Genomic DNA, 21626 nt, shown 5'->3' with positions numbered 1-21626 from the left:
ATATACACATTGGAGGAATTTGGATTCGACAAGCCGCAATCGCTACGCTATGCAGTTGATTAAACGATTAAGCGCAGAACTTCAAAACAATGGCTTCACAACGCTCGGGACCCAACCTCAGCAGGATAGCGACGTCGCTCGGCGTCTCTGTTGCCACGGTCTCGAATGCGCTCTCCKGCAAGGGCCGGGTTTCCGACGCTCTGATCGAAAGAATTCGCTCGCATGCCGCCGAACTCGGCTATGTGCCGAGCCAGGCCGGGCGGGCGCTGCGTACGGGCCGCAGCGGCGTGCTCGGTCTTGTCCTGCCTGATATCGCCAATCCCCTCTTCCCAAAAATTGCCCAGGCCATCGAATCTGCCGCATCCGCCGCCGGCTACGGAGTGCTGATCGCCGACTCTCGCGGCGATATCACGGCGCAGACCGAGGCGATCAACCGGCTGGTGGAACGCGGCGTCGACGGCATGGTGGTCGTGCCTCGCCGCGCCACCCGTATTTCCGCCGCAAGCTGCCCGGTTGCGGTTATCGACACAGCCTCCACGCCCGGCAATACGGTCGCTGCCGACCATTGGCAGGGCGGCAGGGAAATCGCCACCCATCTCGCCGGCCTCGGCCACAAGCAGATCCTGATCATCGGCAACAATCACGAATCCAATGTCCAGAATGACCGAGCCGGCGGCATCAGGGCCGGCCTGGCGCCCGGCATGCGCTCCGAAACGCTCTGGATCGAGCGGTTGGAAACCGAGACGGGCGCCGGCTGCCGGCTGGGCCTTGCGGAAAAGGCGGGTCAGGGCTTCACCGCCTTTGCAGCCCTTTCCGACCTGCAGGCTCTGCGCGCACTGACCGAACTTCAGCAAGAGGGGATCAGCGTGCCCGGCGATGTCAGTGTCACCGGCTTCGATGATCTCATCTGGTCGCCCGTCGTCACGCCGTCGCTAACGACGGTGAGGATGGACATGGATACGATTGCCGATATCGCCGTCTCCGCGCTTATCGACAGAATAAACGAAAGCGGCACTCGGGAGGGCGTGCTGGTCACGGCGAAGACCGAACGCGTACCCATGCAGCTCATCATCCGCCACTCATCCGGGCGCGCGAACCCGGCACCAAAAATCTCAGAGATGGAGAACATGTAGAATGAAGAAAACCCTCATTGCATCGATGGCGCTGGCCGCACTTTCCCCCTTCGGCGCCGCAGCTCAGGAACGGACGCTGACCGTTTCCGTCTATGCTTTCGCACAGGATGACTTCAAGACGATCGTCTACGATCCCTTCGAGGCCAAATGCGGCTGCAAGCTTATTGTCGAGACCGGCAACAGCGTCGAGCGCCTCGCCAAGATGGAAGCCAACAAGGCCAATCCGGTCATCGATCTTGCAGCCGTCTCCATGGCTGATGGGCTCGCCGCTTCCCGCGCCGGCCTGATCGACAAGCTCGATACGTCCAAACTCGAAAATTTGTCCAAGCTCTACGATATCGCCAAGGATCCGAACGCCGATGGCATGAGCGTCGGCTACACCTTCTACGCCACCTCGATCGCCTATCGCTCCGACAAGATGAAGATCGAGTCCTGGGCCGATCTCTTGAAGCCTGAATATGTCGGCCACGTCGCCTTCCCGAACGTCACGACCAACCAAGGCCCGCCGGCGCTCTATATGCTCGGCCTCGCGCTCGGCAAGGACACGCCGGACCTCAAGGCGCCGATCGAAGCACTCGGCGAAAAGAAGGACGAGATCGTCACCTTCTATGAAAAGTCCTCACAGCTCGTGCAGCTTATGCAGCAGGAAGAAATCTGGGCCGCTCCAATCGGCCGCTTCTCCTGGGCGGGCTTCACCAAGCTCGATGTTCCCGTTGCATGGGCAACGCCCAAGGAAGGCCAGACCGGCGGCATGAACGTGCTGGTGCTGACCAAGGGTTCAAAGAACCAGGACCTCGCCCTGCAGTTCATGGATTTCTGGCTATCGACGGACGTCCAGACCAAGCTCGCCGAAAAGCTGATCGACAGCCCGGCGAACAAGGAGGTCAAGGTCTCCGACGCGGTCGCCAACAATATCACCTACGGCGAAGAGACCGCCAAAAGCTTGAAGCTCATCCCCTCCGCAGCCGCCCTCGACAACCGCAATGGCTGGCTGAAGGAATGGAATGAAAAGGTCGGCCWGTGAGCCGTCGCTGAAATCGGTCCCGGCGCCAGCCGGGACCGACCCTTCCTCAGCTCGAAAGGCGTCTCATGTTCCAGAACCGCGCAGAAGCCCTGGCGCTTGCCCTGCCGGCAGCGATCTTCGCCGCCGTGGTCTTCCTGCTGCCTGTCGCGATCCTGCTCTCTGAAGGCTTTCGCAGCGGCGGCGCCTGGACGCTTGCCGCCTATGTGGATTTCTTCTCTCAGACGCTGAACCGCACCGTCTTCTTCCGCACCTTCCGGCTCGGCCTCGAGGTGACGGCAGTTTCGGCCATCATCGGCTATGCCGCCGCTTTTGCGATCGTTAATCTGCCGCCGAAGGGCAAGGGCCGCATGATCGGTCTCATCACCCTGCCGCTGATGATTTCGCCCGTCGCCCGTACCTATGCCTGGATCGTCATCCTCGGCCGCACCGGTATCGTCAATGAAGCGATCACCGGCCTCGGCCTGAGCGCAGAACCACTACGCCTTCTCTTCACGGAAACCGCCGTCTTCATCGGCCTGCTTCAGCTTTTCCTGCCTTTGATGATCCTGTCGCTGATCAGTGCATTGGAAAATATGCCGAAGGACGCTATTCCCGCCGCCCGCGTTCTCGGCGCCAACTGGTTCCAGGTCTTCTGGAAGGTCATCCTGCCGCTCACCAAGGAAGGCCTTGTCGTCGGTGGCACGCTGGTCTTTACCGGCTCACTGACGGCCTATATCACGCCCGCCATTCTGGGCGGCTCCAAGGTGCTGATGCTGGAAACGCTGCTGTACCAGCAGGTCTCCGTCGCCAATAACTTCGTCTCGGCGAGCGTCATCGCCTTCATCCTGATCGTCATGAGCTTTGCCGCCAATATTCTGCTGAAGCGCCTTGCCACCGCAAGGAACCGCCGATGAGTATCCGCCTCTTCTCACCGGTCGTGCTGTTCCTGTTGCTGGTCTTCCTGATCGGCCCCTTCCTGATCATCATCGCTGCCTCGCTTTCGGCCGGCGACACGCTGGCCTTCCCGCCGCAGGGCCTGTCGCTGCGCTGGGTGGCCAAGGTCTTCACCATCGACAGTTTCCGCGACAGCTTTGCCATGTCGATGTTTCTGGCGGTCTTTGGAACGCTCTCAGCTCTCATCCTCGGCATTCCCGCGGCCTATGCACTGTCGCGCTACCGGCTGCCAGGGTCGGAGACGGTGAGAACCATCGTCTCCCTGCCGATCATCGTGCCTGGTATCATTGTCGGCCTGGCGCTGCTGCGGTATCTGGTCGTGCCCTTCAGCTTCAACATCACGCTGGCACTCTTCTTCGCTCATACTGCACTGGTGCTGCCCTATGCCGTACGCGTGGTATCCGCGAGCCTCGGAAACCTGCGCGCCGATATCGAGGAAGCCGCGGTATTGCTCGGCTCCTCGCGGCTCGGCGCCTTCTTCCGCGTCGTCATGCCGAATATCCGCGGCGGCATTCTCGCTGCCTTCATCCTCGGCTTCGTCACCAGCTTCAATCAGGTGCCAGTCTCGCTCTTCCTCTCCGGTCCCGGCGTCCGCACGCTGCCGATCGACATGCTGGGTTATATGGAGACCACCTACGACCCTTCCGTTGCCGCGCTCTCCGCGCTACTCGCCTTCCTTTCGATCGGTATCGTCTTCCTTGCCGAACGCTTCCTGGGATTTTCTCGCTATGTCTGATGCATACCTTCAACTCGACAAGCTGACACTCGCCTATGGCGATACGGTCGCGGTGAAGGACCTCGACCTGTCGATCGCCAAGGGTGAGCTGGTAGCCCTTCTCGGCCCCTCTGGCTGCGGCAAGACGACGACCATGCGCGCCATCGCCGGTCTGCTGAACCCAGCCTCCGGCCGCATCAATCTCGATGGCTCCGATATTACCCGCGTCTCCGCCAACAAACGCGCCGTCGGCCTCGTCTTCCAGTCCTACGCGCTGTTCCCGCATCTGACCGTCTTTGAAAACGTTGCCTTCGGCCTACGCCTCAAGGGCCTTCGCGGTCAGGATCTCGACGACAAGGTCAATGCCGGCATCAAATCCGTCGGCCTTGCGAAATTTGCCGGTCGAAAGCCCGGTGAGCTCTCGGGCGGCCAGCAGCAACGTGTAGCACTTGCCCGCTCCATGGTGATGGAACCGAAGGTGCTGCTACTGGACGAGCCCCTCTCCAATCTCGATGCCCGCCTGCGTCTCGAAATGCGCGCCGAGCTGCAGCGCGTGCAGAAGGAAACCGGCGTGACGATGATCTTCGTCACGCACGATCAGGCCGAAGCGCTTGCCCTTGCCGACCGCATCATCGTCATGCTGAACGGTGGCATCGAGCAGATCGGCACGCCCGAGGACATCTACAACAAGCCCGTCTCCTCCTTCGTTGCCGATTTCGTCGGCTTCGAAAACATCTTTGCGCTGAAGGACGGAAAGCTTGCGACGCCGAACGGCCCTGTCGCCCTCTCCGCCCCCGCCATGGAAGGTGCGGCGGGCCTTGCCTGGCGGCCGCGCGCGGTGATCCTTGGTTCCGGTCCTTTCCAGGGCGCCGTGCGCGGCACGTCTTTCGCCGGCAATAGCCGCGAATATCTGCTGGACAGCGCGCTTGGCCCGATCAAGGCGGAAGTCGATGCCGCCCTGCCGCAACACGAACTCGGCAGCACGATCGCCTTCGACCTGCCGGTTGCAGCTTCCGCAAGCCTCAAGCGTTTCGGGTGAGATAATGGGCGTCTGGATCGACACGGATATGGGTTTCGACGATATCGCCGCCATCATGGTGGTGACGAACGCCGAACTCGACATCGACGGCGTCTCGCTGGTCTTCGGCAATGCGCCGCTGCCGCAGGTGCGCACCAATGCGGCGGGCGCTGCCAAGGCCTTTGGCTGGAAATTTCCGATTCACACCGGCCGCGACATGCCCGTCCTCGGCAAACTAGAGACGGCGCAGGCGATCCTCGGCGAAAGCGGCATTCCAACGACAGGCAAACACCTGCCGCCGGCCCCTATCCTTCCTGACAGCGATGCCTTTGTCGCTCTTTGCCGCTGGCTGGAGTTGGAAGGCCCGCATCGCATCCTGGCGCTCGGACCGCTCACGAATATCGCAGCACTGGCGCTCGCGCGGCCCAATCTTGCAGCCGGCATCACCGAACTCGTCTGGATGGGTGGCGGCGTCACTTCGGGCAACCACACGGCCTCCGCCGAATTCAACGCCCTTGCCGACCCGGAGGCGCTGGCGATCGTCATCGCTCACAAGCTGCCGCTGCGCATGGTCGACCTCGACCTCTGCCGCAAGGTTCTCGCAAAGCCCGAGGATGCCGATCCAGTACGTGCGGCGGGCGGTGCCAATGCCGACCTGATCGCCGACATGTTCGCCGGTTACATCAGGATCGGCACCAGCCGCGGACGCGCAGCCATGGCCATCTACGATCCCTCGGCCGCCGTCGCCTTCGTCGCGCCGCAGGTGGTAAGCTTCCGCCCCGCTCGCATCGATGCGGAACTGCAGGGCCAGCACACGCGTGGGCGCACTGTCGTTGAAACCCGCGCCACTCACGCAACGTTCAATGCTCAGTTCGCCGCCGACATCGATGCCGAAATGGCGCGTGTCATCATTCTCGCCGCCCTGGTCAACGAGGCCCGCAAATGACCGCAACCCTGCGCCAGGAACCTGCCGATCTCAATGATCCGGTCTTACGTGCCCGTGCTGTCGCAGCGGCTCGCGGCGATAGTCTTTTCGATGTGCTTATTACTGGCGGCCGCATTCTCGATACCGTCACCGGCCTGATCCGCGAGGCCGATATCGGCCTCGTCGGCGCTTTGATCGCAAGCGTCCACGCGCCGGCAAGCCGAAGCGATTCCGCAAGCGTAATCGATGCCACCGGCAGCGTAATCTCTCCCGGGCTGATCGATACGCATATGCATATCGAAAGCTCGATGGTCACGCCGGCGGAATATGCGGAAGCCGTACTGCCGCGCGGTGTCACGACAATCGTCTGGGATCCGCATGAATTCGGCAACGTCCATGGTCTCGACGGCGTGCGGTGGGCAATCGAAGCCTCGCGCTGCCTGCCGCTGCGTATGATCCTGCTTGCCCCCTCCTGCGTTCCCTCCGCCCCCGGTCTCGAACTGGCCGGCGCGGATTTCGACGCCAACATCATCGCCGACCTGCTGCGTACGCCGGCAATCGGCGGCGTCGCCGAGGTCATGAACATGCGTGGCGTCATCGATGGCGATCCTCGTCTGACAGCCATCGTCAATGCCGGCCTGACCTCCGGCAAGCTCGTCTGCGGCCATGCCCGCGGACTTGATGGTGCTGACCTCAATGCCTTCATGGCGGCCGGCGTCACCTCCGATCACGAGCTCACATCGGGCCCCGACCTGCTGCAGAAACTCGCAGCCGGAATGACGATCGAGCTGCGCGGCTCTCACGATCATCTGCTTAAGGAATTCGTCGAAGCGTTGAACGGCATCGGCCACCTGCCATCGACCGTCACGCTCTGCACCGACGACGTTTTCCCCGATGAACTCCATGAAAATGGTGGCCTTGACGACGTGGTACGTCGCCTCGTTCGCTACGGCATGAGGCCGGAATGGGCGCTTGGCGCAGCAACCTTCAATGCGGCACAGCGATTGAAACGCTCCGATCTCGGCCTCATCGCAGCAGGTCGCCGCGCCGATCTCGTCTTGTTCGAAGACTTGGCCGACTTCAAGGCCCGCACCGTCATCGCCAATGGCCGCTTGGTCGCCGAAAACGGCGTGGTGACGGAACCCACCCAGCCATTCGATACAAGCCCGCTCCTGCGCTCGGTCAAGCTCGCACAGCTCACCGACGATGACTTCCGCATTCCCGCTGAAGGCACCAGAGTGCGTCTCGCGACGATCGATCGACCGCGCTTCACCCAATGGGGCGAGGCAGAAGCCGACGTTCGTGACGGCTTCGTCGTGCCACCCGCCGGCAGTGCCATGATCGCTGTCGCGCATCGCCATGGACTGGCGGATGGGAAGCCGCGCATCGGCTTCCTGACCGGCTGGGGCGAATGGCGCGGTGCCTTCTGCACCACTGTCTCGCATGACAGCCACAACCTCACCGTCTTCGGCGGGAATGCACGCGACATGGCGCTTGCGGCAAACGCCGTCATCGAAGTCGGCGGCGGCATGGCCGTCGCAAAGGACGGCCAGGTCGAAGTCCTTCTACCTCTGCCACTCTCCGGCCTCGTGAGCGACGCTTCCCTCCAGGAATCCGCCAACGGCTTTGCCGGCATCCGCAAGGCCATGGAGAAGATCGTCGACTGGAAGCCACCCTATTTGGTCTTCAAGGCCTGCTTCGGCGCTACGCTTGCCTGCAATGTCGGCCCACACCAGACCGACCGCGGCATCGCCGATGTCGTTACCGGCAAAGTGCTGGAGAGCCCGATATTGGAAACCCTCTGAGGCGGTTTACGCCTCGGCCTTGAGCTCTTGCTCCACAAGTGCCACCCAATAGGCTGCGCCATATCCGAGCGCCTCGTCATTGAAGTCGTAGGCGGTATTGTGGTGCAGCGCGCCATCCACGGCAGGGCCGTTGCCGAGCCAGACGTAGCAGCCCGGCGCATTCTGTCCGAAGAAAGCGAAATCGTCGCCGGCCGTGGACGGCGGAAAGCTCGTGCGCACCTTTTCGCCAAAGACGCCCCGCGCGGCACCCAGCGCCCGCGCCGTTGCATCCGCATTGTTGACCACAGGAGGAATGCGACGTTCGAATTCATAGTCTGCCGAGATGCCGAACATCGCGGCCGTTCCCTGCGCCAGGCGACCGATTTCGGCCTCGAGTTGGTTACGAACCTCAGGCGAATAGGCGCGGGCCGTCCCGCCGATCTCGACGATATCAGGGATGACGTTCAATGCCCTGGGATTGCCGGCCTGGACCGAACAGGCGCTGACGACCGCCGGCTGAAGAGGATCGACGACACGCCCAACGATGGTCTGCAGCGACGATAGGAAGGTGCCGGCAGCCGTGATTGGATCACGCCCGAGATGCGGCTTTGCGCCATGCGTGCCAACACCGCGGAACGTGATCCGCCAGCTATCCGACGAAGCAAGCTGTGGCCCCTCCACAACGGCGATTTCATCGATGGCAAGCCCTGGCATATTGTGCAGCCCATAGACGGCATCACAGGGAAACTGCTTGAACAGCCCTTCTTCGACCATGCGCTTCGCCCCGCCACGGCCTTCCTCGGCCGGCTGGAAGATGAAATGCACCGTGCCGGAGAACCCTCGCGTTTCTGCCAGATACCGCGCCGCGCCGAGCAGCATTGCCGTATGCCCGTCATGGCCACAGGCATGCATCTTGCCCGGTTCCGTCGACTTGTAGGGACGATCTGCTGTCTCCGGCATGGCAAGCGCATCCATATCCGCCCTCAGCCCGATCGTGCGCGTACCGTTACCGATCTGCAGCGTGCCGACGACTCCGGTGCCACCGAGGCCGCGATGCACCTTGATGCCCAACTCTTCCAGCAGCTTCGCGACGATACCGCTGGTGCGCTCCTCCTCGAAGCCGAGTTCGGGATGGGCATGTAGATCGCGGCGGAGATTGGTGAGAAAAGGCAGATCGTTGCTGATCCGGGCGGGGATGCTCATGAGCCTGGATATCCTGTAAAGCGAAACGGGCGCCCGACGGCGCCCGCATCAGATCGTTCTTTCTTCAACAAACAGGCAGAGAGCGCAACCCCTCACGCCTCCTCGACGAAGACCTCTTCACGCTTGCGCTTGACGCTCGGCAGGAAGACGATAATCAGCACCGCCACGGCGATCGTCAGCAGAATGGCGCTGATAGGTCGCGTCACGAAGGTCGTCGCATCGCCACGCGACAGGATCATGGCGCGCCGCAGGTTCTCCTCCAGCAGTGGCCCGAGCACGAAGCCAAGCAGCAGCGGCGCCGGCTCGCAGCGGAGCTTTGCGAGCACGTAGCCGATGAGACCGAAGAAGGCGACGGCATAGAGGTCGTAGACGTTGGAATTGACGCTGTAGACCCCGATCGAGCAGAAGGCCATTATGATCGGGAAGAGCACGTAATAAGGCACTGTCAGCAGCTTCACCCACAGGCCGATCAGCGGCAGGTTGAGGATGACGAGCATCAGATTGCCTATCCACATGGAGGCGATGATCCCCCAGAAGAGCGCCGGCTGTTCTGTCGCCACGTTCGGACCCGGTACGATGCCCTGGATGATCATCGCGCCGACCATCAGCGCCATGACCGGGTTTGCCGGAATGCCGAGCGTTAGCAGCGGAATGAACGAGGTCTGCGCACCGGCATTGTTGGCCGATTCCGGCCCTGCAACGCCGGCAACTGCACCATGACCGAATTCCTCCGGCTTCTTGGAAACGCGTTTTTCCACCGTATAGGAAGCGAAGGAGGCGAGGATCGCGCCGCCGCCCGGCAGGATGCCGAGCGCCGAGCCGATGACAGTGCCGCGAATGATTGGCGCGATCATCTGCCTGAATTCCTCCTTCGACGGCAACAGCCCCGAGACTTTTGCCATCAACACTGTGCGCGTCTTCTCGCCTTCCAGATTGCGCAGGATTTCCGCGATGCCGAAGACGCCGACAGCAAGCGCCACAAAATTCAATCCGTCGGCATATTCGCGGATGCCGAGCGTGAAGCGCGGCGTGCCGGTATAGATATCCGTGCCCACAAGGCCGAGCAGCAGTCCAAGCGCCACCATCGCTAGCGCCTTGACGACCGAGYCATGTGCCAGCGCGATCGAGGATACGAGGCCGACGATCATCAGCGAGAAATATTCGGCCGAACCGAATTGCAGTGCAATCGCCGTCAGTGGCGGCGCAAAGACAGCCACGAGGAAGGTCGAGACCGTGCCAGCGAAGAAAGAGCCAAGCGCGGCAATCGCGAGCGCAGCACCCGCCCTGCCCTTGCGCGCCATCTGATAGCCGTCGATGGCTGTCACGGCCGAGGAAGATTCACCCGGCATGTTGATGAGGATTGCCGTCGTCGAGCCGCCATACTGCGCGCCGTAATAGATGCCGGCGAGCATGATGAGCGAGGAAACAGGCTCGAGCTGGAAGGTGATCGGCAGCAGCATGGCGATCGTTGCCGTGGCACCAATACCGGGCAGCACGCCGATCAGCGTGCCGAGCAGCACGCCGATAAGGCAGAAGAACAGGTTTTCCGGGCTTGCCGCCGTATAGAAACCGAGTGCGAGATTGCTGAAGAGTTCCATACCCGCCTCCTAGAACCGGACCCAGGGGCCGAAACGTTCGAACGGCAGCCCAAGTGCGTAGCTGAAGACCCCAACCGAAAAGACCGTCAGCAGCAGCGAGAGAACCAGCGCGAACAGCACGTTCATGCGACTGGATGCAAAACAAGCGATGAAGGCCGTCAGGAAGATTGCCGGAGCAAAACCGAGCCCGCGGACCGTCAGCCCGAAGAAGACCGGCGCCGGCAGGATGAAGAGCATGCCGCGCCAGGCAAATGGATCGATCGGCTCGCCCTGAACCCGCACGGCCTGGACGAGAATAATCAGGCCGAGCAGGACGAGGATGCCTGACAGAACGAGCGGGAAATAGCCAGGCCCCATGCGAAAGGCCGTACCGAGGTCGAGGTTCAGCGACTGATAGGCAAAGAAGGCGCCGGCCGCGGCAAGCAGGGCACCGCATATGACATTGGTGGTGTCGAAACTGAGAGATTTCATGATGTCTCCTGGGGTTGGAGATGGGGCGTCGCGACGGACATGAGACTGCGCAAATACCCTCCTCCCCGATCGGGAGGAGGGTATGAATGCGGCTGTCGGGCTCAGTCCGCGTATTCGCCGGCAGCTTCGATGATGGGCTTCCAGCGGGCGATTTCACTCTCGAGCTTCGCCTTCAGCGCCGCCGGGGTCGCATCAGCGTCCGACGAGGGAGCGGTGCCAAGCTCGGCGAAGCGGGCGGCAACATTCTGGTCCTTCAGCGCAATCTGCAGCGACTTCGACAGGCGCTCGTTGATTTCGGCCGGCGTGCCCTTCGGCGTGTAGATGCCGTGCCAGATACCGACTTCGAAGCCCGGCAGGCCGGCTTCGACCGCCGTGGGAATGTCCTTGAGCACATCGAGGCGGGCCGACGATGTCACGGCATAGGCCTTGATCGTACCGCCCTTGATCTGCTTTGTCGTATTGGTCGTCTGGTCGCACATGATATCGACCTGGCCGCCGAGAAGGTCGGTCATGGCCGGGCCGGTTCCCTTGTAGGGAACGGTCGTCAGCGGCGTCTGGATAGCGCTCATGAACATCATGCCGCAAAGGTGGGATGCGGCGCCGATACCGGCATTGGCGACGGTAACCTTGTCCTTGTTCGCCTTCACATAGTCGACCAGGCCCTTGAGATCGGTCGGCTCAAAATCCTTGCGGGCAACGATCGTCATCGGAACATCGGTGACGAGACCGACATAATCGAAGGCGTTCAGTGTGTCATAGGCGAGCTTGCGGTAAAGCGTGGCGCTGGTCGCCATACCGATATGATGCAGCAGGATCGTATAGCCATCCGGATCGGCATCCGCGACGCGGCCGGCGCCGAGCGTGCCGCCGGCACCGCCGACATTTTCAACGACGATCTGCTGGCCGAGGTCCTTCGACATGGATTCAGCGACGAGGCGCGCAACGGTATCGGTCGGGCCGCCGGCGGCGAAAGGCACGACCATGGTAATGGTGCGCTCGGGATATGTCTGCGCCGAAGCGGCATTGGCGAGAAGCGAAACGGCAGCGGCGGCGGTCACGCCGAGCATGGCCTTCAGGATTTTCATCGTTTTCCTCCCTGATGAAAATGGATCGTTCTCCGGCGCATCCTCCGCACCGGTTCGGATGGCTCATTTGCAGGCCAGGGACTGACGGCCGCAATCGCGATCAGAGGAGAGGAATGACGATTTTGCGACAGTGCGCCGCAGCATGGGTCGATTTGGAAACAAATGGTTAAAGTGATGGGTGGAAATCCACCCATCACTTGACCTTCACCGGTTGGGTGGAAGGACGACTTCGCCCGTTTCCAGCAGCGATTTGAGATTGGAGAGAATTTGTGGCCATCCGCCGGAGACCGCGCCGATGAACTTGGAACCTTCTACCGGTATCGAATGCGTCAGCGTCAGCTTGACCGCCTCGCCGATCGGCTCAAGCTCTATCACGCATCGAGAAAACCCTTCCGCCTTGAGCTCCGGCCTGAACTCATTATGCCACTTCAGGACAAGGCGCTTGGGTGGGTCGAATTCAAGGATTTCGCCGGTATCTGTGACGGTTCCGTCGGAATAGCGCATCTCCCAGGCAGAACCGACTTTCCAATCGGTTTCGAACTGCACGCCAAGCCAGAATTTCTTGATGAATTCCGATGTCGTGAGTGCCGACCAGAGCTGCTCCGGTGTGGTGCGGATATAGGTGACGTAATTGAATGCGCTGCCAGCCATGATGATACTCCCTTTGGCCAAGGCTTGTTCACACCCTCGCCGGCAGGTGGGACGATTCATTCGTCTTTGCTGCCCTCGAGGCTCTTCTTGAGATCGGAGAGCGCCTCTAATGCACGGCGCTCGAACTTGCTGATCCACCGGTCCGCGATCTCGTTGATCGGAACCGGATTGATGTAATGCAGCTTTTCGCGCCCTTGCCGGCGCGTGGAGACGAGGTTCGCTTCTTCGAGAATGCCGAGATGCTTCGCCACCGCCTGACGCGTCATCTCCAGCTCTTCACCCAATTCGCCGAGCGTCTGGCCATTTCGTGCATGCAGTCGATCCAGAAGCCGTCGCCGGCTGCCGTCCGCTAAAGCTCGAAAAACCGCGTCTTCATCCATGTCGATACGGAACCATTTGGTTGCCTATTGTGATCTTTATAGGCAACCAAATGGTTGCGTGTCAAGGCATGAATCGACAGTAGCCTGAAAACGGGCAATCACACTCCAGGACTGGGAATTGGATCAGCCCTCACGGCGCATCTCGCCGGCCATCTCATTGGCCAGCAGTTTCTTGTCGAGACCGTATCTCTGCATCTTCTCGTAAAGCGTCTTGCGCGAAATGCCGAGCGATTCGTAGACCGGCTTCAGGCTGCCTCCATGAGCGACAAGCGCACTGGCGATCACGCCGCGTTCGAATTCCGCGACACGCTCGGCAAGCCCCGCAGCCTCGGCCTGCCGGCCGCCGCCATCGAGGCCGAGCACGAAGCGGTCGGCTGCGTTGCGCAATTCGCGGACATTGCCTGGCCAGTCGCGCTGCCCGATGTCGGAAATCACATCCGGCGGCACAAGCATCTCGTCCTTGCCATAACGCGCGGCCGCTTCCCGCACCAATTGCAGGAAGAGCAGCGGAATATCTGCTCGGCGCTGCGACAACGACGGCACATGAAGGGTCGCGACATTCAGCCGGTAGAACAAGTCAGCGCGGAAGCGGCCCGCAGCGACTTCCGCTTCAAGATCAACTTTGCTCGTCGCGATAAAACGCACGTCGAGCGGCACGGTCTCGTTCGAGCCAAGGCGGGAAATCGTTCTTTCCTGCAGCACTCGCAGGAATTTCGCCTGCAGGTCGACGGGCATGGAGCCGATCTCGTSAAGCAGGATCGTACCGCCGCGGCCATGCTCGAACTTGCCGTAGCGCGGCCGCACTGCTCCCGGAAAGGCACCGGCTTCATGCCCGAAAAGCTCGCTCTCGATCAGGTTTGCCGGCAGCGCCGCACAATTGATGGCAATGAAGGGCCGGCTCGCCCGCGCGCTGATATCATGCAGCGCCCGCGCCACCACCTCCTTGCCGGCCCCGGTGTCGCCGACAACAAGCGTATCGGCATCGCTCGCCCCGATCGCGCGGATACGATAGCGCAGGTCGACCATGATCTGCGTGCGCCCCGGCAGTCGTGCCTCGATATCGTCTCGCTTACCGGCGACCGCCTTCAGCAGTCGGTTTTCCAGCACGAGGCTGCGCCGCTCCATCGCACGGCGGATGACGCCGGCGAGCATTTGCGGAGTAAACGGCTTTTCGATGAAGTCATAAGCGCCCTCGCGCATCGCCTTGACGGCAAGCTGCACATCGCCATGGCCGGTGACGAGAATGACCGGCACCTCGGTATCGAGTTCGCGGATCTTCTGCATCAGCGTCATGCCGTCCATACCGGGCATGCGGATATCAGTAACGACGACACCTGGAAAACTGTAGCCGATCAGTTCCAGCACATGATCGGCATTGGAAAAGGTCTCGACGCTGAAGCCGGACAGTTCCAGCGCCTGCGCCGTCGAACGGCGCAGTTCCTCCTCGTCGTCGACGAGCAATATTTTCTGTTCGTTCATTCCGCCGCCTCCGGCATCATGCCTGCCGCGGCCGAAAGCTCGATACGGAACACGGCCCCGCCCTCCGGATGATTGGACACGGACAGGCTGCCGCCGAAATCCTTGATGATGTTGTAGGAGATGGAAAGCCCGAGCCCGAGGCCCTTGCCGATGCCCTTGGTGGTGAAGAAGGGATCGAAGATGCGTTCGGCAATCGCCGCCGGCACACCAGGCCCATGATCGCGCACGGTCAGAACCACCTTGCCTGCCTCTTCGGACGCCGAAACCTCGATACGCCTGTCCTCCAGCCCTTCGACAGCATCGGCAGCATTCGAGATGACATTGACCAGCACCTGCTGCAGCCGCACCGAACCGGCCTTCACCACCGGCGGCCGCGGCCCGAGATGGAGCCAGAGATCGGCATCCGCGGCTTTCAGCCGCCAGGCGATGATTTCCAGCGTATCGCGGATCGCCTCGTCAAGCGGCACCGGACCGAGCTTCTCATTGGGCTTACGTGCGAAATTACGCAAATGCCGGCTGATCGAAGCCATGCGGTCGATCAACCCGCCGATGCGCTGAATATTATCTTGCGCCTCCGCCATACGGCCGCGCTCGAGCAGCACGGCGGCGCTGTCGGTATAGGTCTTGGCGGCAGCAAGCGGCTGATTGAACTCATGCGAAAGTGCCGCAGACATCTGCCCCAAGCCAGCAAGCTTTCCGGCCTGGATGAGATCGGCCTGCGTTTGACGCAGCTGCTGCTCTGTCAGACGCCGCTCGGCGATCTCCTCCTCGATGCGGCTGTTGACGCGTCCAAGGTCGGCCGTGCGCTCCTCGACACGCCGCTCCAGCTCGTTCCGTGCCTCGGCCTGCAATTGCAGGCGCTCTGCAAGCCGCATACGCCGCTGCCGCAGAACAGCGAATGTCAGCGCAGCGATGCACAGAACAAGGAAAACCACGACCAGCGCTGTGCGGGCCTGCGTTCGGATGGAACTTGTGTCCATCAGCACGTGCACCGTCCAGTCTTCGGCCGGCATGTAATGCGAGAGAACGAGATATTCGCTCTGACCACGATCGCCGGCGAGCGTCATCAGGTCATGATCCTCGAAGCGATGACGGATGACCGGCAGTTCGACGAGCTTCGCATTGGCATAGCGCCGCGATGCCTCGGTGCGCGCCACGCGATCCGAACTCAGCGGCAGGATGCCCCCATAGAGCCAGTCCGGACTGTCTGACATGAAGATGATGCCCTCGGGGTCGGAGACGAAGATGCGGTACTCGCCGCCGCTCCAGGAGGATTCGATCACATCGATATCCACCTTGAAGACAATGACGCCGCGGATTTCTCCTTTTACCCGGATCGGCGAAGAGAAATAATAGCCGCGCTTCAGCGAGGTCGTGCCAAGAGCGTAGAAGCGTGCATGATGCCCGCCGATCGCCTCCTGGAAATACGGTCGATAGCTGAAGTTTTCGCCGACGAAGCTGCCGGGGCCGTCATAATTGCTGGCGGCAATCGTCTCGCCGTCCGGCAGCACGACGTAAATGTCGGAGGATTTCAGAAGCCCGTTGATTTCCTTGAGGTAAAGATTGGCGCTATCCCGCAGCGACCGATCGTCCGGCCGGGTCACCAGATCCTTGATATCGTCGTGATCGGCAATCAGTGCCGGCAGGGCTTCGTAGCGGCTGAGATGGCCACTCAGCGCCGAGACGGCAAGCCGTAGCGCCGTACCCGCCTGCGCGGAAGCCTCGCCCATATAGGCGCGCGTGGCAACCGCACTCCCGTAATAGAAGAAAGCGAAAACCAATAAGGGTGCGGCGCAGAACGCCGCAATGATGCGATAGCGCGCAGACAGAGCCCGCTCCTCCCTTTCCGCCTCCGCTCCCCGTGGAGGCATAACCCGACGGGTTCAAGTGTAATGAGCGCGGTGGAGATTTCCAAGAGGCGCTGAAACTTGACACATGTCAGGCGCAGATGTCTGATTGCTGCACCGCAAGGAGACCGCCATGAGCGACGACCAGATCCCCGAAGACAGCAAGCTCACAACATCCAAGCGCCGTTGGGCAGCGGAAGGAAAATTCCTGACCGGCCGCATCAGCCGCCCGGAAACCGAGCGCCTGCCGCCGGGCCAGCATCTGKTCAAGAATTGGCCGGTGCTCGACCTCGGCCAGCAGCCGATCATTTCCATCGATAGCTGGCGGCTTGAGGTTCGCGGCCTTGTCGAGACACCGCTGGACCTCAATTGGGCAGCCTTCCAGGCGCTGGAACAGAGCGCAATGGTTAGTGACATCCACTGTGTGACGACATGGTCGCGCTACGATAACAAGTGGAAGGGCGTTTCCACCCGCGACCTGCTCGATCTCGCCATGCCGAAGCCGGAAGCCGGTTACGTCATGCTGACAAGCTATGACGGTTATACCACCAATCTGCCGCTGTCCGATTTCGCCGCCGAGGATGCCATTCTCGCCACCTCGTGGGAGGGCTTGCCGCTCACCCGCGATCATGGCGGGCCGATGCGTCTCGTCGTACCCCATCTCTATTTCTGGAAAAGCGCCAAATGGCTGCGCCGCATCGATCTGCTGCCGGCCGACAAGGCCGGTTTCTGGGAAAAGAACGGCTACCATATGTATGGTGACCCGTGGCGCGAGCAGCGCTATTCCGAGGACTGAATCCGAAGAAACCGCCTGAAAACAAAGAACCCTGCGGCGAGGATCGCTGCAAATCCRGTGAGCGAGACCATGCTCGCCGGATGCAGCGGAATTTCGCTCCAGCGCGGGCGCACGATATCGGCCGTATTGAAACCCTCACCGCTGAATCGACAGGTCACCAGAGAGAGCCCGCGCCTGACCATATCAACATCGACGGCAGATGCGATTTCACCAGCCGCTACGGCCTCCTGCGGCATATCTCGCAGGGAGAGCAGCACTGCTTTGGTCGCCGCTAGGTACGCATGGGCGCATTCGTTGAATGGGCTTTCCTCATCCGTCACACTGCCGGGCATCCGGCCCCAGAGACAGTAGGAATACTGGATTTCGGCATAGTTCAGCACACGCCGGAAACGCTCGTTCGTATCAACCGCGCTTGCCGCAAGATCCATGATACGACCGCGATAATCGGCAATGACGGCCATCTCGCCGTGAGTTATTTCCGGCACCGGTAGACCGGCATTGCTGCCCTCACCGCTGTAGCTGTGCGCGAATGCGTTGCTGGCAGTCAGCAGCGCAAAGCCAAAACAGATGGCATCAAATACGTTCTTCATAAGACGTCCAACGTCCCGATACGGCTGATCACGAGCCGACAGGCTTCTCAAGGAAAGAGGGAGCCGTAAGGCCCCCTCTACCATTGCCTACCGATAAGCCGGGCGGAACCCGTTCCTTACGCTGAGGCGCTGCTCCGCCAGCGCGCCGAATGCGAGGCCGAGAACCGACCATAAGATCACATGCATCCCAAGCGAGGTCGTGCGGAAGCGCCACAGAACCATCGCCGAGAAATTCTCCGGCACTTCGTTGATCGGCGGCAGCAGATATTCCACCAGGCCAATGAAGCCGACAAAGAGGATGCCCGCAATGATCGCCGCATTCCAGGCGCCGTAGTTCGCCGCCAGCCGGCGGGCGATTGCGATCGCCGCAACCAGCGAAGCAATCGACACGACGATCATCAGGAAGAACAGTTCGGTGCGCACCCCAATCGTATCCGGGTTGCCGACAGCCGGCGGATTGGCCGGATATTTAATGGCCGGGACGATGACGATGGCGACGAAAGCGGCGGCAGCGATGACGGCAGAGGTGCCGCGTGCCGAAAGGCTGCTGAAGCGGCCATGGACGAAGGCGAAGACGAGCGCGAAAAGCCCGCCGACGGCAACGCTATAGGCCATGACACCGGTGAAGAGCCCAAGGCCCGCTTGCGTGGCGCGGCTGACGATCTCGGGTTCGGCTGCGGCACCGGCAGCCTGTGACGTCGCCTCTTCGAAGGCAATCGCCGCATCGACGAGCGGCTCACCGAAAATGCGCGCGAAGGCAAAAACCAAGATGCCGGCAATCAGGCCCGCGATCATGCCGCGGAGCAAAAGGTTTCCAACCATGTGAGGCACTCCCTTAGTGGCAGGGGAAGCCAAGGAGGTGACGGCCGTCATGCACGAATTCGTGCACATACATGCCGTTGAAGAGCGCCATCGCGCCTTCTTCAGTGCCGACGAAATAGATGGCGATGAGCATCAGCAGGCCACCGAAAATCGCCCAGGGCAGGATTTCGCCAAGCGGGATCGGTGCGGGTGACGCGACGGGCGCGAAAGTGGTGTCAGACATGTATTCCTCCTGGAATGACGCGTTCAGTCGAAGATCTTTGCGTGCAGTAGGGTCTGACTTCCAACGCGAAGAATTTCGACACGCTGGTCACAGTGGCGCGACCGCGCCGGACTTTCACCGGCTTCCAAACCCGCAACGTCACGGTTATATCTGTTCGTCAAAGATACTGTCAACGAAACTTAATATGCGGGCGGCCACCATCCCGCCCTATCTCCGAAGGGCGTCGAGTAACGTGACTACCCGCCTCACATGGATCTGCCACGGCGCGACGGCGGCAAATCGCACCGCCTCCTTTCCGGCGGACGAACCGCTGGAGGAGAAGGCGCTGAGCGAAGGCGCGCTGCCGGCGCCAGGACGGGCGGACAGGGCTTTCACGAGCCCGGCGCTGCGTGCCCGGCAGACTGCCGAGATGCTGGGGTTCGACGCGACCCTTGCTCCCTCGCTGCGGGATTGCGACTACGGCCGCTGGGCCGGCAAGCCGCTGATGAACCTTCACTCCGAAGAGCCGGAAAACCTTGCTCTCTGGATGTCCGATCCCGAAGCCGCCCCGCATGAGGGCGAGAGCCTGCAACAGCTTTGCAAACGCATTGCCGGCTGGATGAACGAGGAAATGCCCCTGGGCGGCCATGTCGTAGCAGTCAGCCACGCAGCCGTCATCCGCGCCGCGATCCTGGATGTGCTGAAAGCGCCACCCGCTTCCTTCTGGACCATCGATGTCCAGCCGCTCGGCATGGTACGCATGACCCATGACGGCCGCCGCTGGTCGCTGCGTTTCTGAATAATCCTCGTAAATTAGGCCAGCCTTACACAAGCAAACGCAGTCATACATATTGAACCCGGAATCCCGGGCTCTACGTCCTTCCCCGAGGAGACGCAAAATGACCTATGACTGGAGTGGGGAACGCACGCGGCGTCTGCGCATCGTGCGTGTCGCAACTGTTGTCGCTGTTCTTGTCGGCGTGATGATCGGCCTGCCATTGCTGATCAACGTCGCTTGAAAAGTCAGAGCACGTCAAAGGCGAGCGCGCTACGGCCGCTCGCCTTTCTCTTTACAGACTATTGCGGAATCTGGATCACAGCGAAGAACAGGCCGAGCTGGCGGATCGCGTGGGCAAAGTTCTCGTAGTCGACCGGCTTGGTGATGTAGACGTTGGCGCCGAGGTCATAGCAGCGCTGGATTTCGCGCTCATCGTCGGTCGTCGTCAGGATCACCACCGGCAGGCGCTTGGTGTGCTCGTTGCCCTTGATCTTCTCCAGAATATCGATGCCCGACATATCCGGCAGGTTCAGGTCCAGCAGCACCAGAAGATAACGGTCGCGGCTCACTTCACCGCTGCGGTCCGTGCCGAGAATGAAGTCGAGCGCGCTGGTGCCGTTGGTGAAAGGCACGATCTCGTTATTGACGCCGGCACGGCGTACATTCTTCTCGATGAGGCGGGCATGCCCCTCATCGTCCTCGATCATGACGATGGTGACTTCCTTGCCGGTCGCTATCATGTCTCTGCCTTTATAATCGTGCTGAGGTCCGCAGGCAGCGTCAGCGTGAACGTGCTGCCGACGCCTTCGGCCGAATCGACCGTAACATCGCCGCCCAAATTTCGTATTAACGAGCGCACATAGGCAAGGCCGATACCCTCGCCCGGCTGGTCCTGCGTGCCGGCGCGCCGGAAAAGCTCGAAAACGCGCTCCATATCCGCCTTGCCGATACCGCGGCCGTTGTCCTTGATATCGATCTGGATACGCCCTTTTCCGGCAGGTACGGCCTTCACGTGCAGATCGAGGGGCCGGCTGGGTGATCGATATTTCACGGCATTGTCGAAGAGATTACCGAAAATCTGGTCGAGCGAGAAGCGGTCCGTCACGAGCGACGGCACGCGCACATCGATTTCCACTGTCCCTTCGGATGCTGCAATCTGGTGCTGGACATTCTCAGCCGCCGTTTCCACCACCGCCTTGAGATCGATCCGCTCAGGAGCAAGCTTGCGTCGGCCGTCGCGCGAAATCTTCAGGATGGCGTTGATCAGCGAATCCATTTTTCGCGTGGAGGAACGAATGAAATTCATCGCTTCCGGCAGGTCTTCCTCCACCGCAAGCCGTGCCTCCCTGATTTCCTCTTCGCTCGGCTGTTTGTTGTCTGCAAGCACGTAGCTGTTTACCGCCTTCAGGCTGGTCTCCAGTTCGCTGAGAAAACCCATGATGTTGACAAGCGGCGCGCGAAGATCGTGGGTGACGATATAGGCGAAGCGCTGGATCTCCTGGTTGGCCCGCATCAGGTCTTCAGTGCGTTCGGTAACGCGCTCTTCGAGGCCGAAATTGAGCACTTCGAGCTCCTTCTGCGCCCGCGAGAGCTCCCGCACATGCTGGAAGATGATGAGGATGGCGCCGCCGATGACGATGACCATGGCGATGGCGCCGCCCACGGTGACCCATTGCAGATTGTCGGCTGCATCCAATTGTTGGATCACGATGATACGAAGGCGATCGTCTGTCGAGGCGATGAGGCCGCCCAGCGTCGTCCGCACTGCCGCCATTGCCGCATTGCCGGTATCGCTGCGGACAATGGCAAGGGCGTCTGCCATCTGCCCCTGGGAGGCAAGCGTAATTGTCGATGACAACTCCTTGAGCTTGCTGTCGATTGCCTTATCCAGCGCCCTCAGGCTTTCGCTATTTTTAGGAAGATCGCTCGTTGCATCCAGCAACCCTTGGCGCCGCGCCGGCAGGTCCTGGATGGCGGTGTTGTACGGATCGAGATACTTCCGGTCGAGAGTCAGTAGAAAACCCCGCTGGCCCGTCTCTGCGTCCTGCAGCGTCGACAGCAGGTCGGCTGCAGCGCTGCGCACGCGGCGTATCTGCGCCACCTCATCGGAATAGAGGCTGTTTTCCCGCACCAGCCAAAGCGATGCCCCGACGATTGCCGTCAGGATCAGCACGCCGAGCGCCAGCATGATC

Annotated in this window: 22 protein-coding genes; 9 read left to right on the top strand and 13 right to left on the bottom strand. The window is 61.3% G+C overall.

Annotated elements, in window-relative coordinates:
• The first annotated feature begins 89 nt into the window (after positions 1-89).
• From AC1D35_RS28390 to AC1D35_RS28360, 7 genes are all read left to right on the top strand, one after another.
• On the top strand, positions 90-1133 hold the full coding sequence (locus AC1D35_RS28390) for a LacI family DNA-binding transcriptional regulator (RefSeq protein ID WP_477941251.1): 1044 nt from the start codon (positions 90-92) through the stop codon (positions 1131-1133).
• 1 nt (position 1134) lies between these two features.
• A complete protein-coding gene (locus AC1D35_RS28385; RefSeq protein WP_477941250.1) occupies positions 1135-2157 on the top strand; it encodes an ABC transporter substrate-binding protein in 1023 nt (340 codons plus the stop codon).
• A 65-nt stretch (positions 2158-2222) separates the two neighbouring features.
• On the top strand, positions 2223-3050 hold the full coding sequence (locus AC1D35_RS28380) for an ABC transporter permease (protein ID WP_113309388.1): 828 nt from the start codon (positions 2223-2225) through the stop codon (positions 3048-3050).
• Positions 3047-3826: an ABC transporter permease gene (locus AC1D35_RS28375; RefSeq protein WP_113508357.1), complete on the top strand. Its 780-nt coding sequence runs from the start codon at positions 3047-3049 to the stop codon at positions 3824-3826. Before AC1D35_RS28380 ends, AC1D35_RS28375 begins: the two co-directional genes overlap by 4 nt.
• The gene (locus AC1D35_RS28370) at positions 3819-4844 is read left to right on the top strand and encodes an ABC transporter ATP-binding protein (protein ID WP_113309381.1); all 1026 of its coding nucleotides are present in this window, start codon (positions 3819-3821) and stop codon (positions 4842-4844) included. Before AC1D35_RS28375 ends, AC1D35_RS28370 begins: the two co-directional genes overlap by 8 nt.
• Before the next feature lie 4 nt (positions 4845-4848).
• Complete coding sequence (locus AC1D35_RS28365; protein ID WP_113309377.1) at positions 4849-5769, top strand: nucleoside hydrolase; 921 nt, start codon at positions 4849-4851, stop codon at positions 5767-5769.
• A complete protein-coding gene (locus AC1D35_RS28360) occupies positions 5766-7553 on the top strand; it encodes an adenine deaminase (RefSeq protein ID WP_113309373.1) in 1788 nt (595 codons plus the stop codon). The genes AC1D35_RS28365 and AC1D35_RS28360 overlap by 4 nt, the downstream gene beginning before the upstream one ends.
• A 6-nt stretch (positions 7554-7559) precedes the next feature.
• Here the strand turns inward: AC1D35_RS28360 and AC1D35_RS28355 are convergent, their stop codons facing one another.
• From AC1D35_RS28355 to AC1D35_RS28320, 8 genes are all read right to left on the bottom strand, one after another.
• Complete coding sequence (locus AC1D35_RS28355; protein WP_113309370.1) at positions 7560-8735, bottom strand: M20 aminoacylase family protein; 1176 nt, start codon at positions 8733-8735, stop codon at positions 7560-7562.
• 92 nt (positions 8736-8827) lie between these two features.
• Complete coding sequence (locus AC1D35_RS28350) at positions 8828-10333, bottom strand: tripartite tricarboxylate transporter permease (protein ID WP_477941245.1); 1506 nt, start codon at positions 10331-10333, stop codon at positions 8828-8830.
• A gap of 9 nt (positions 10334-10342) precedes the next feature.
• Positions 10343-10804 carry a tripartite tricarboxylate transporter TctB family protein gene (locus tag AC1D35_RS28345; protein WP_113295434.1) on the bottom strand — a complete coding sequence of 154 codons (462 nt, stop codon included), beginning with the start codon at positions 10802-10804 and terminating at the stop codon, positions 10343-10345.
• A gap of 101 nt (positions 10805-10905) precedes the next feature.
• On the bottom strand, positions 10906-11889 hold the full coding sequence (locus AC1D35_RS28340; protein ID WP_113309362.1) for a tripartite tricarboxylate transporter substrate-binding protein: 984 nt from the start codon (positions 11887-11889) through the stop codon (positions 10906-10908).
• Between the two features lie 204 nt (positions 11890-12093).
• Positions 12094-12540, bottom strand: coding sequence for an SRPBCC family protein (locus AC1D35_RS28335; protein WP_113309358.1), 447 nt, complete (start codon positions 12538-12540; stop codon positions 12094-12096).
• A gap of 56 nt (positions 12541-12596) precedes the next feature.
• Positions 12597-12920, bottom strand: a complete 324-nt coding sequence (locus AC1D35_RS28330; RefSeq protein WP_113309355.1) for a metalloregulator ArsR/SmtB family transcription factor — start codon at positions 12918-12920, stop codon at positions 12597-12599.
• 123 nt (positions 12921-13043) lie between these two features.
• The gene (locus AC1D35_RS28325) at positions 13044-14399 is read right to left on the bottom strand and encodes a sigma-54-dependent transcriptional regulator (protein ID WP_477941241.1); all 1356 of its coding nucleotides are present in this window, start codon (positions 14397-14399) and stop codon (positions 13044-13046) included.
• On the bottom strand, positions 14396-16270 hold the full coding sequence (locus tag AC1D35_RS28320) for a sensor histidine kinase (RefSeq protein ID WP_113309348.1): 1875 nt from the start codon (positions 16268-16270) through the stop codon (positions 14396-14398). The genes AC1D35_RS28325 and AC1D35_RS28320 overlap by 4 nt, the downstream gene beginning before the upstream one ends.
• 109 nt (positions 16271-16379) lie before the next feature.
• Between AC1D35_RS28320 and AC1D35_RS28315 the strand changes: the two genes are divergently transcribed.
• The gene (locus tag AC1D35_RS28315) at positions 16380-17042 is read left to right on the top strand and encodes a sulfite oxidase-like oxidoreductase (RefSeq protein WP_477941239.1); all 663 of its coding nucleotides are present in this window, start codon (positions 16380-16382) and stop codon (positions 17040-17042) included.
• On the opposite strand, the gene AC1D35_RS28310 is transcribed toward AC1D35_RS28315, so the two are convergent.
• From AC1D35_RS28310 to AC1D35_RS28300, 3 genes are all read right to left on the bottom strand, one after another.
• Positions 17027-17632: a hypothetical protein gene (locus AC1D35_RS28310; protein ID WP_113295427.1), complete on the bottom strand. Its 606-nt coding sequence runs from the start codon at positions 17630-17632 to the stop codon at positions 17027-17029. The two genes, AC1D35_RS28315 and AC1D35_RS28310, sit on opposite strands and share 16 nt — an antisense overlap.
• Before the next feature lie 87 nt (positions 17633-17719).
• On the bottom strand, positions 17720-18454 hold the full coding sequence (locus AC1D35_RS28305) for a CbtA family protein (protein WP_113309344.1): 735 nt from the start codon (positions 18452-18454) through the stop codon (positions 17720-17722).
• A gap of 13 nt (positions 18455-18467) precedes the next feature.
• Positions 18468-18677, bottom strand: a complete 210-nt coding sequence (locus AC1D35_RS28300) for a CbtB domain-containing protein (RefSeq protein WP_113295425.1) — start codon at positions 18675-18677, stop codon at positions 18468-18470.
• A gap of 232 nt (positions 18678-18909) precedes the next feature.
• On the opposite strand from AC1D35_RS28300, the gene AC1D35_RS28295 reads away from it, so the two are divergent.
• Complete coding sequence (locus AC1D35_RS28295; protein WP_113309421.1) at positions 18910-19455, top strand: histidine phosphatase family protein; 546 nt, start codon at positions 18910-18912, stop codon at positions 19453-19455.
• Positions 19456-19733: 278 nt separating this feature from the next.
• On the opposite strand, the gene AC1D35_RS28290 is transcribed toward AC1D35_RS28295, so the two are convergent.
• Both AC1D35_RS28290 and AC1D35_RS28285 read right to left on the bottom strand, forming a co-directional pair.
• Positions 19734-20174, bottom strand: coding sequence for a response regulator (locus tag AC1D35_RS28290; protein WP_113295423.1), 441 nt, complete (start codon positions 20172-20174; stop codon positions 19734-19736).
• Positions 20171-21625, bottom strand: a complete 1455-nt coding sequence (locus AC1D35_RS28285; RefSeq protein ID WP_477941236.1) for a sensor histidine kinase — start codon at positions 21623-21625, stop codon at positions 20171-20173. The genes AC1D35_RS28290 and AC1D35_RS28285 overlap by 4 nt, the downstream gene beginning before the upstream one ends.
• Between the last annotated feature and the right edge of the window lies 1 nt (position 21626).

Source organism: Rhizobium sp. P1_E6, assembly GCF_056405875.1.
Note: the sequence above shows the minus strand (reverse complement) of the source record. Positions and strands in the feature narration are given on the sequence as shown.

Excerpts from the sequence above, each read along its gene's own strand:
- AC1D35_RS28380 (WP_113309388.1), top strand. The coding sequence starts at position 2,223 with ATGTTCCAGAACCGCGCAGAAGCCCTGGCGCTTGCCCTGCCGGCAGCG.
- AC1D35_RS28375 (WP_113508357.1), top strand. The coding sequence starts at position 3,047 with ATGAGTATCCGCCTCTTCTCACCGGTCGTGCTGTTCCTGTTGCTGGTC.
- AC1D35_RS28365 (WP_113309377.1), top strand. The coding sequence starts at position 4,849 with ATGGGCGTCTGGATCGACACGGATATGGGTTTCGACGATATCGCCGCC.
- AC1D35_RS28360 (WP_113309373.1), top strand. The coding sequence starts at position 5,766 with ATGACCGCAACCCTGCGCCAGGAACCTGCCGATCTCAATGATCCGGTC.
- AC1D35_RS28305 (WP_113309344.1), bottom strand. The coding sequence starts at position 18,454 with ATGGTTGGAAACCTTTTGCTCCGCGGCATGATCGCGGGCCTGATTGCC.
- AC1D35_RS28345 (WP_113295434.1), bottom strand. The coding sequence starts at position 10,804 with ATGAAATCTCTCAGTTTCGACACCACCAATGTCATATGCGGTGCCCTG.
- AC1D35_RS28330 (WP_113309355.1), bottom strand. The coding sequence starts at position 12,920 with ATGGATGAAGACGCGGTTTTTCGAGCTTTAGCGGACGGCAGCCGGCGA.
- AC1D35_RS28300 (WP_113295425.1), bottom strand. The coding sequence starts at position 18,677 with ATGTCTGACACCACTTTCGCGCCCGTCGCGTCACCCGCACCGATCCCG.
- AC1D35_RS28340 (WP_113309362.1), bottom strand. The coding sequence starts at position 11,889 with ATGAAAATCCTGAAGGCCATGCTCGGCGTGACCGCCGCCGCTGCCGTT.
- AC1D35_RS28290 (WP_113295423.1), bottom strand. The coding sequence starts at position 20,174 with ATGATAGCGACCGGCAAGGAAGTCACCATCGTCATGATCGAGGACGAT.
- AC1D35_RS28370 (WP_113309381.1), top strand. The coding sequence starts at position 3,819 with ATGTCTGATGCATACCTTCAACTCGACAAGCTGACACTCGCCTATGGC.
- AC1D35_RS28335 (WP_113309358.1), bottom strand. The coding sequence starts at position 12,540 with ATGGCTGGCAGCGCATTCAATTACGTCACCTATATCCGCACCACACCG.
- AC1D35_RS28320 (WP_113309348.1), bottom strand. The coding sequence starts at position 16,270 with ATGCCTCCACGGGGAGCGGAGGCGGAAAGGGAGGAGCGGGCTCTGTCT.
- AC1D35_RS28355 (WP_113309370.1), bottom strand. The coding sequence starts at position 8,735 with ATGAGCATCCCCGCCCGGATCAGCAACGATCTGCCTTTTCTCACCAAT.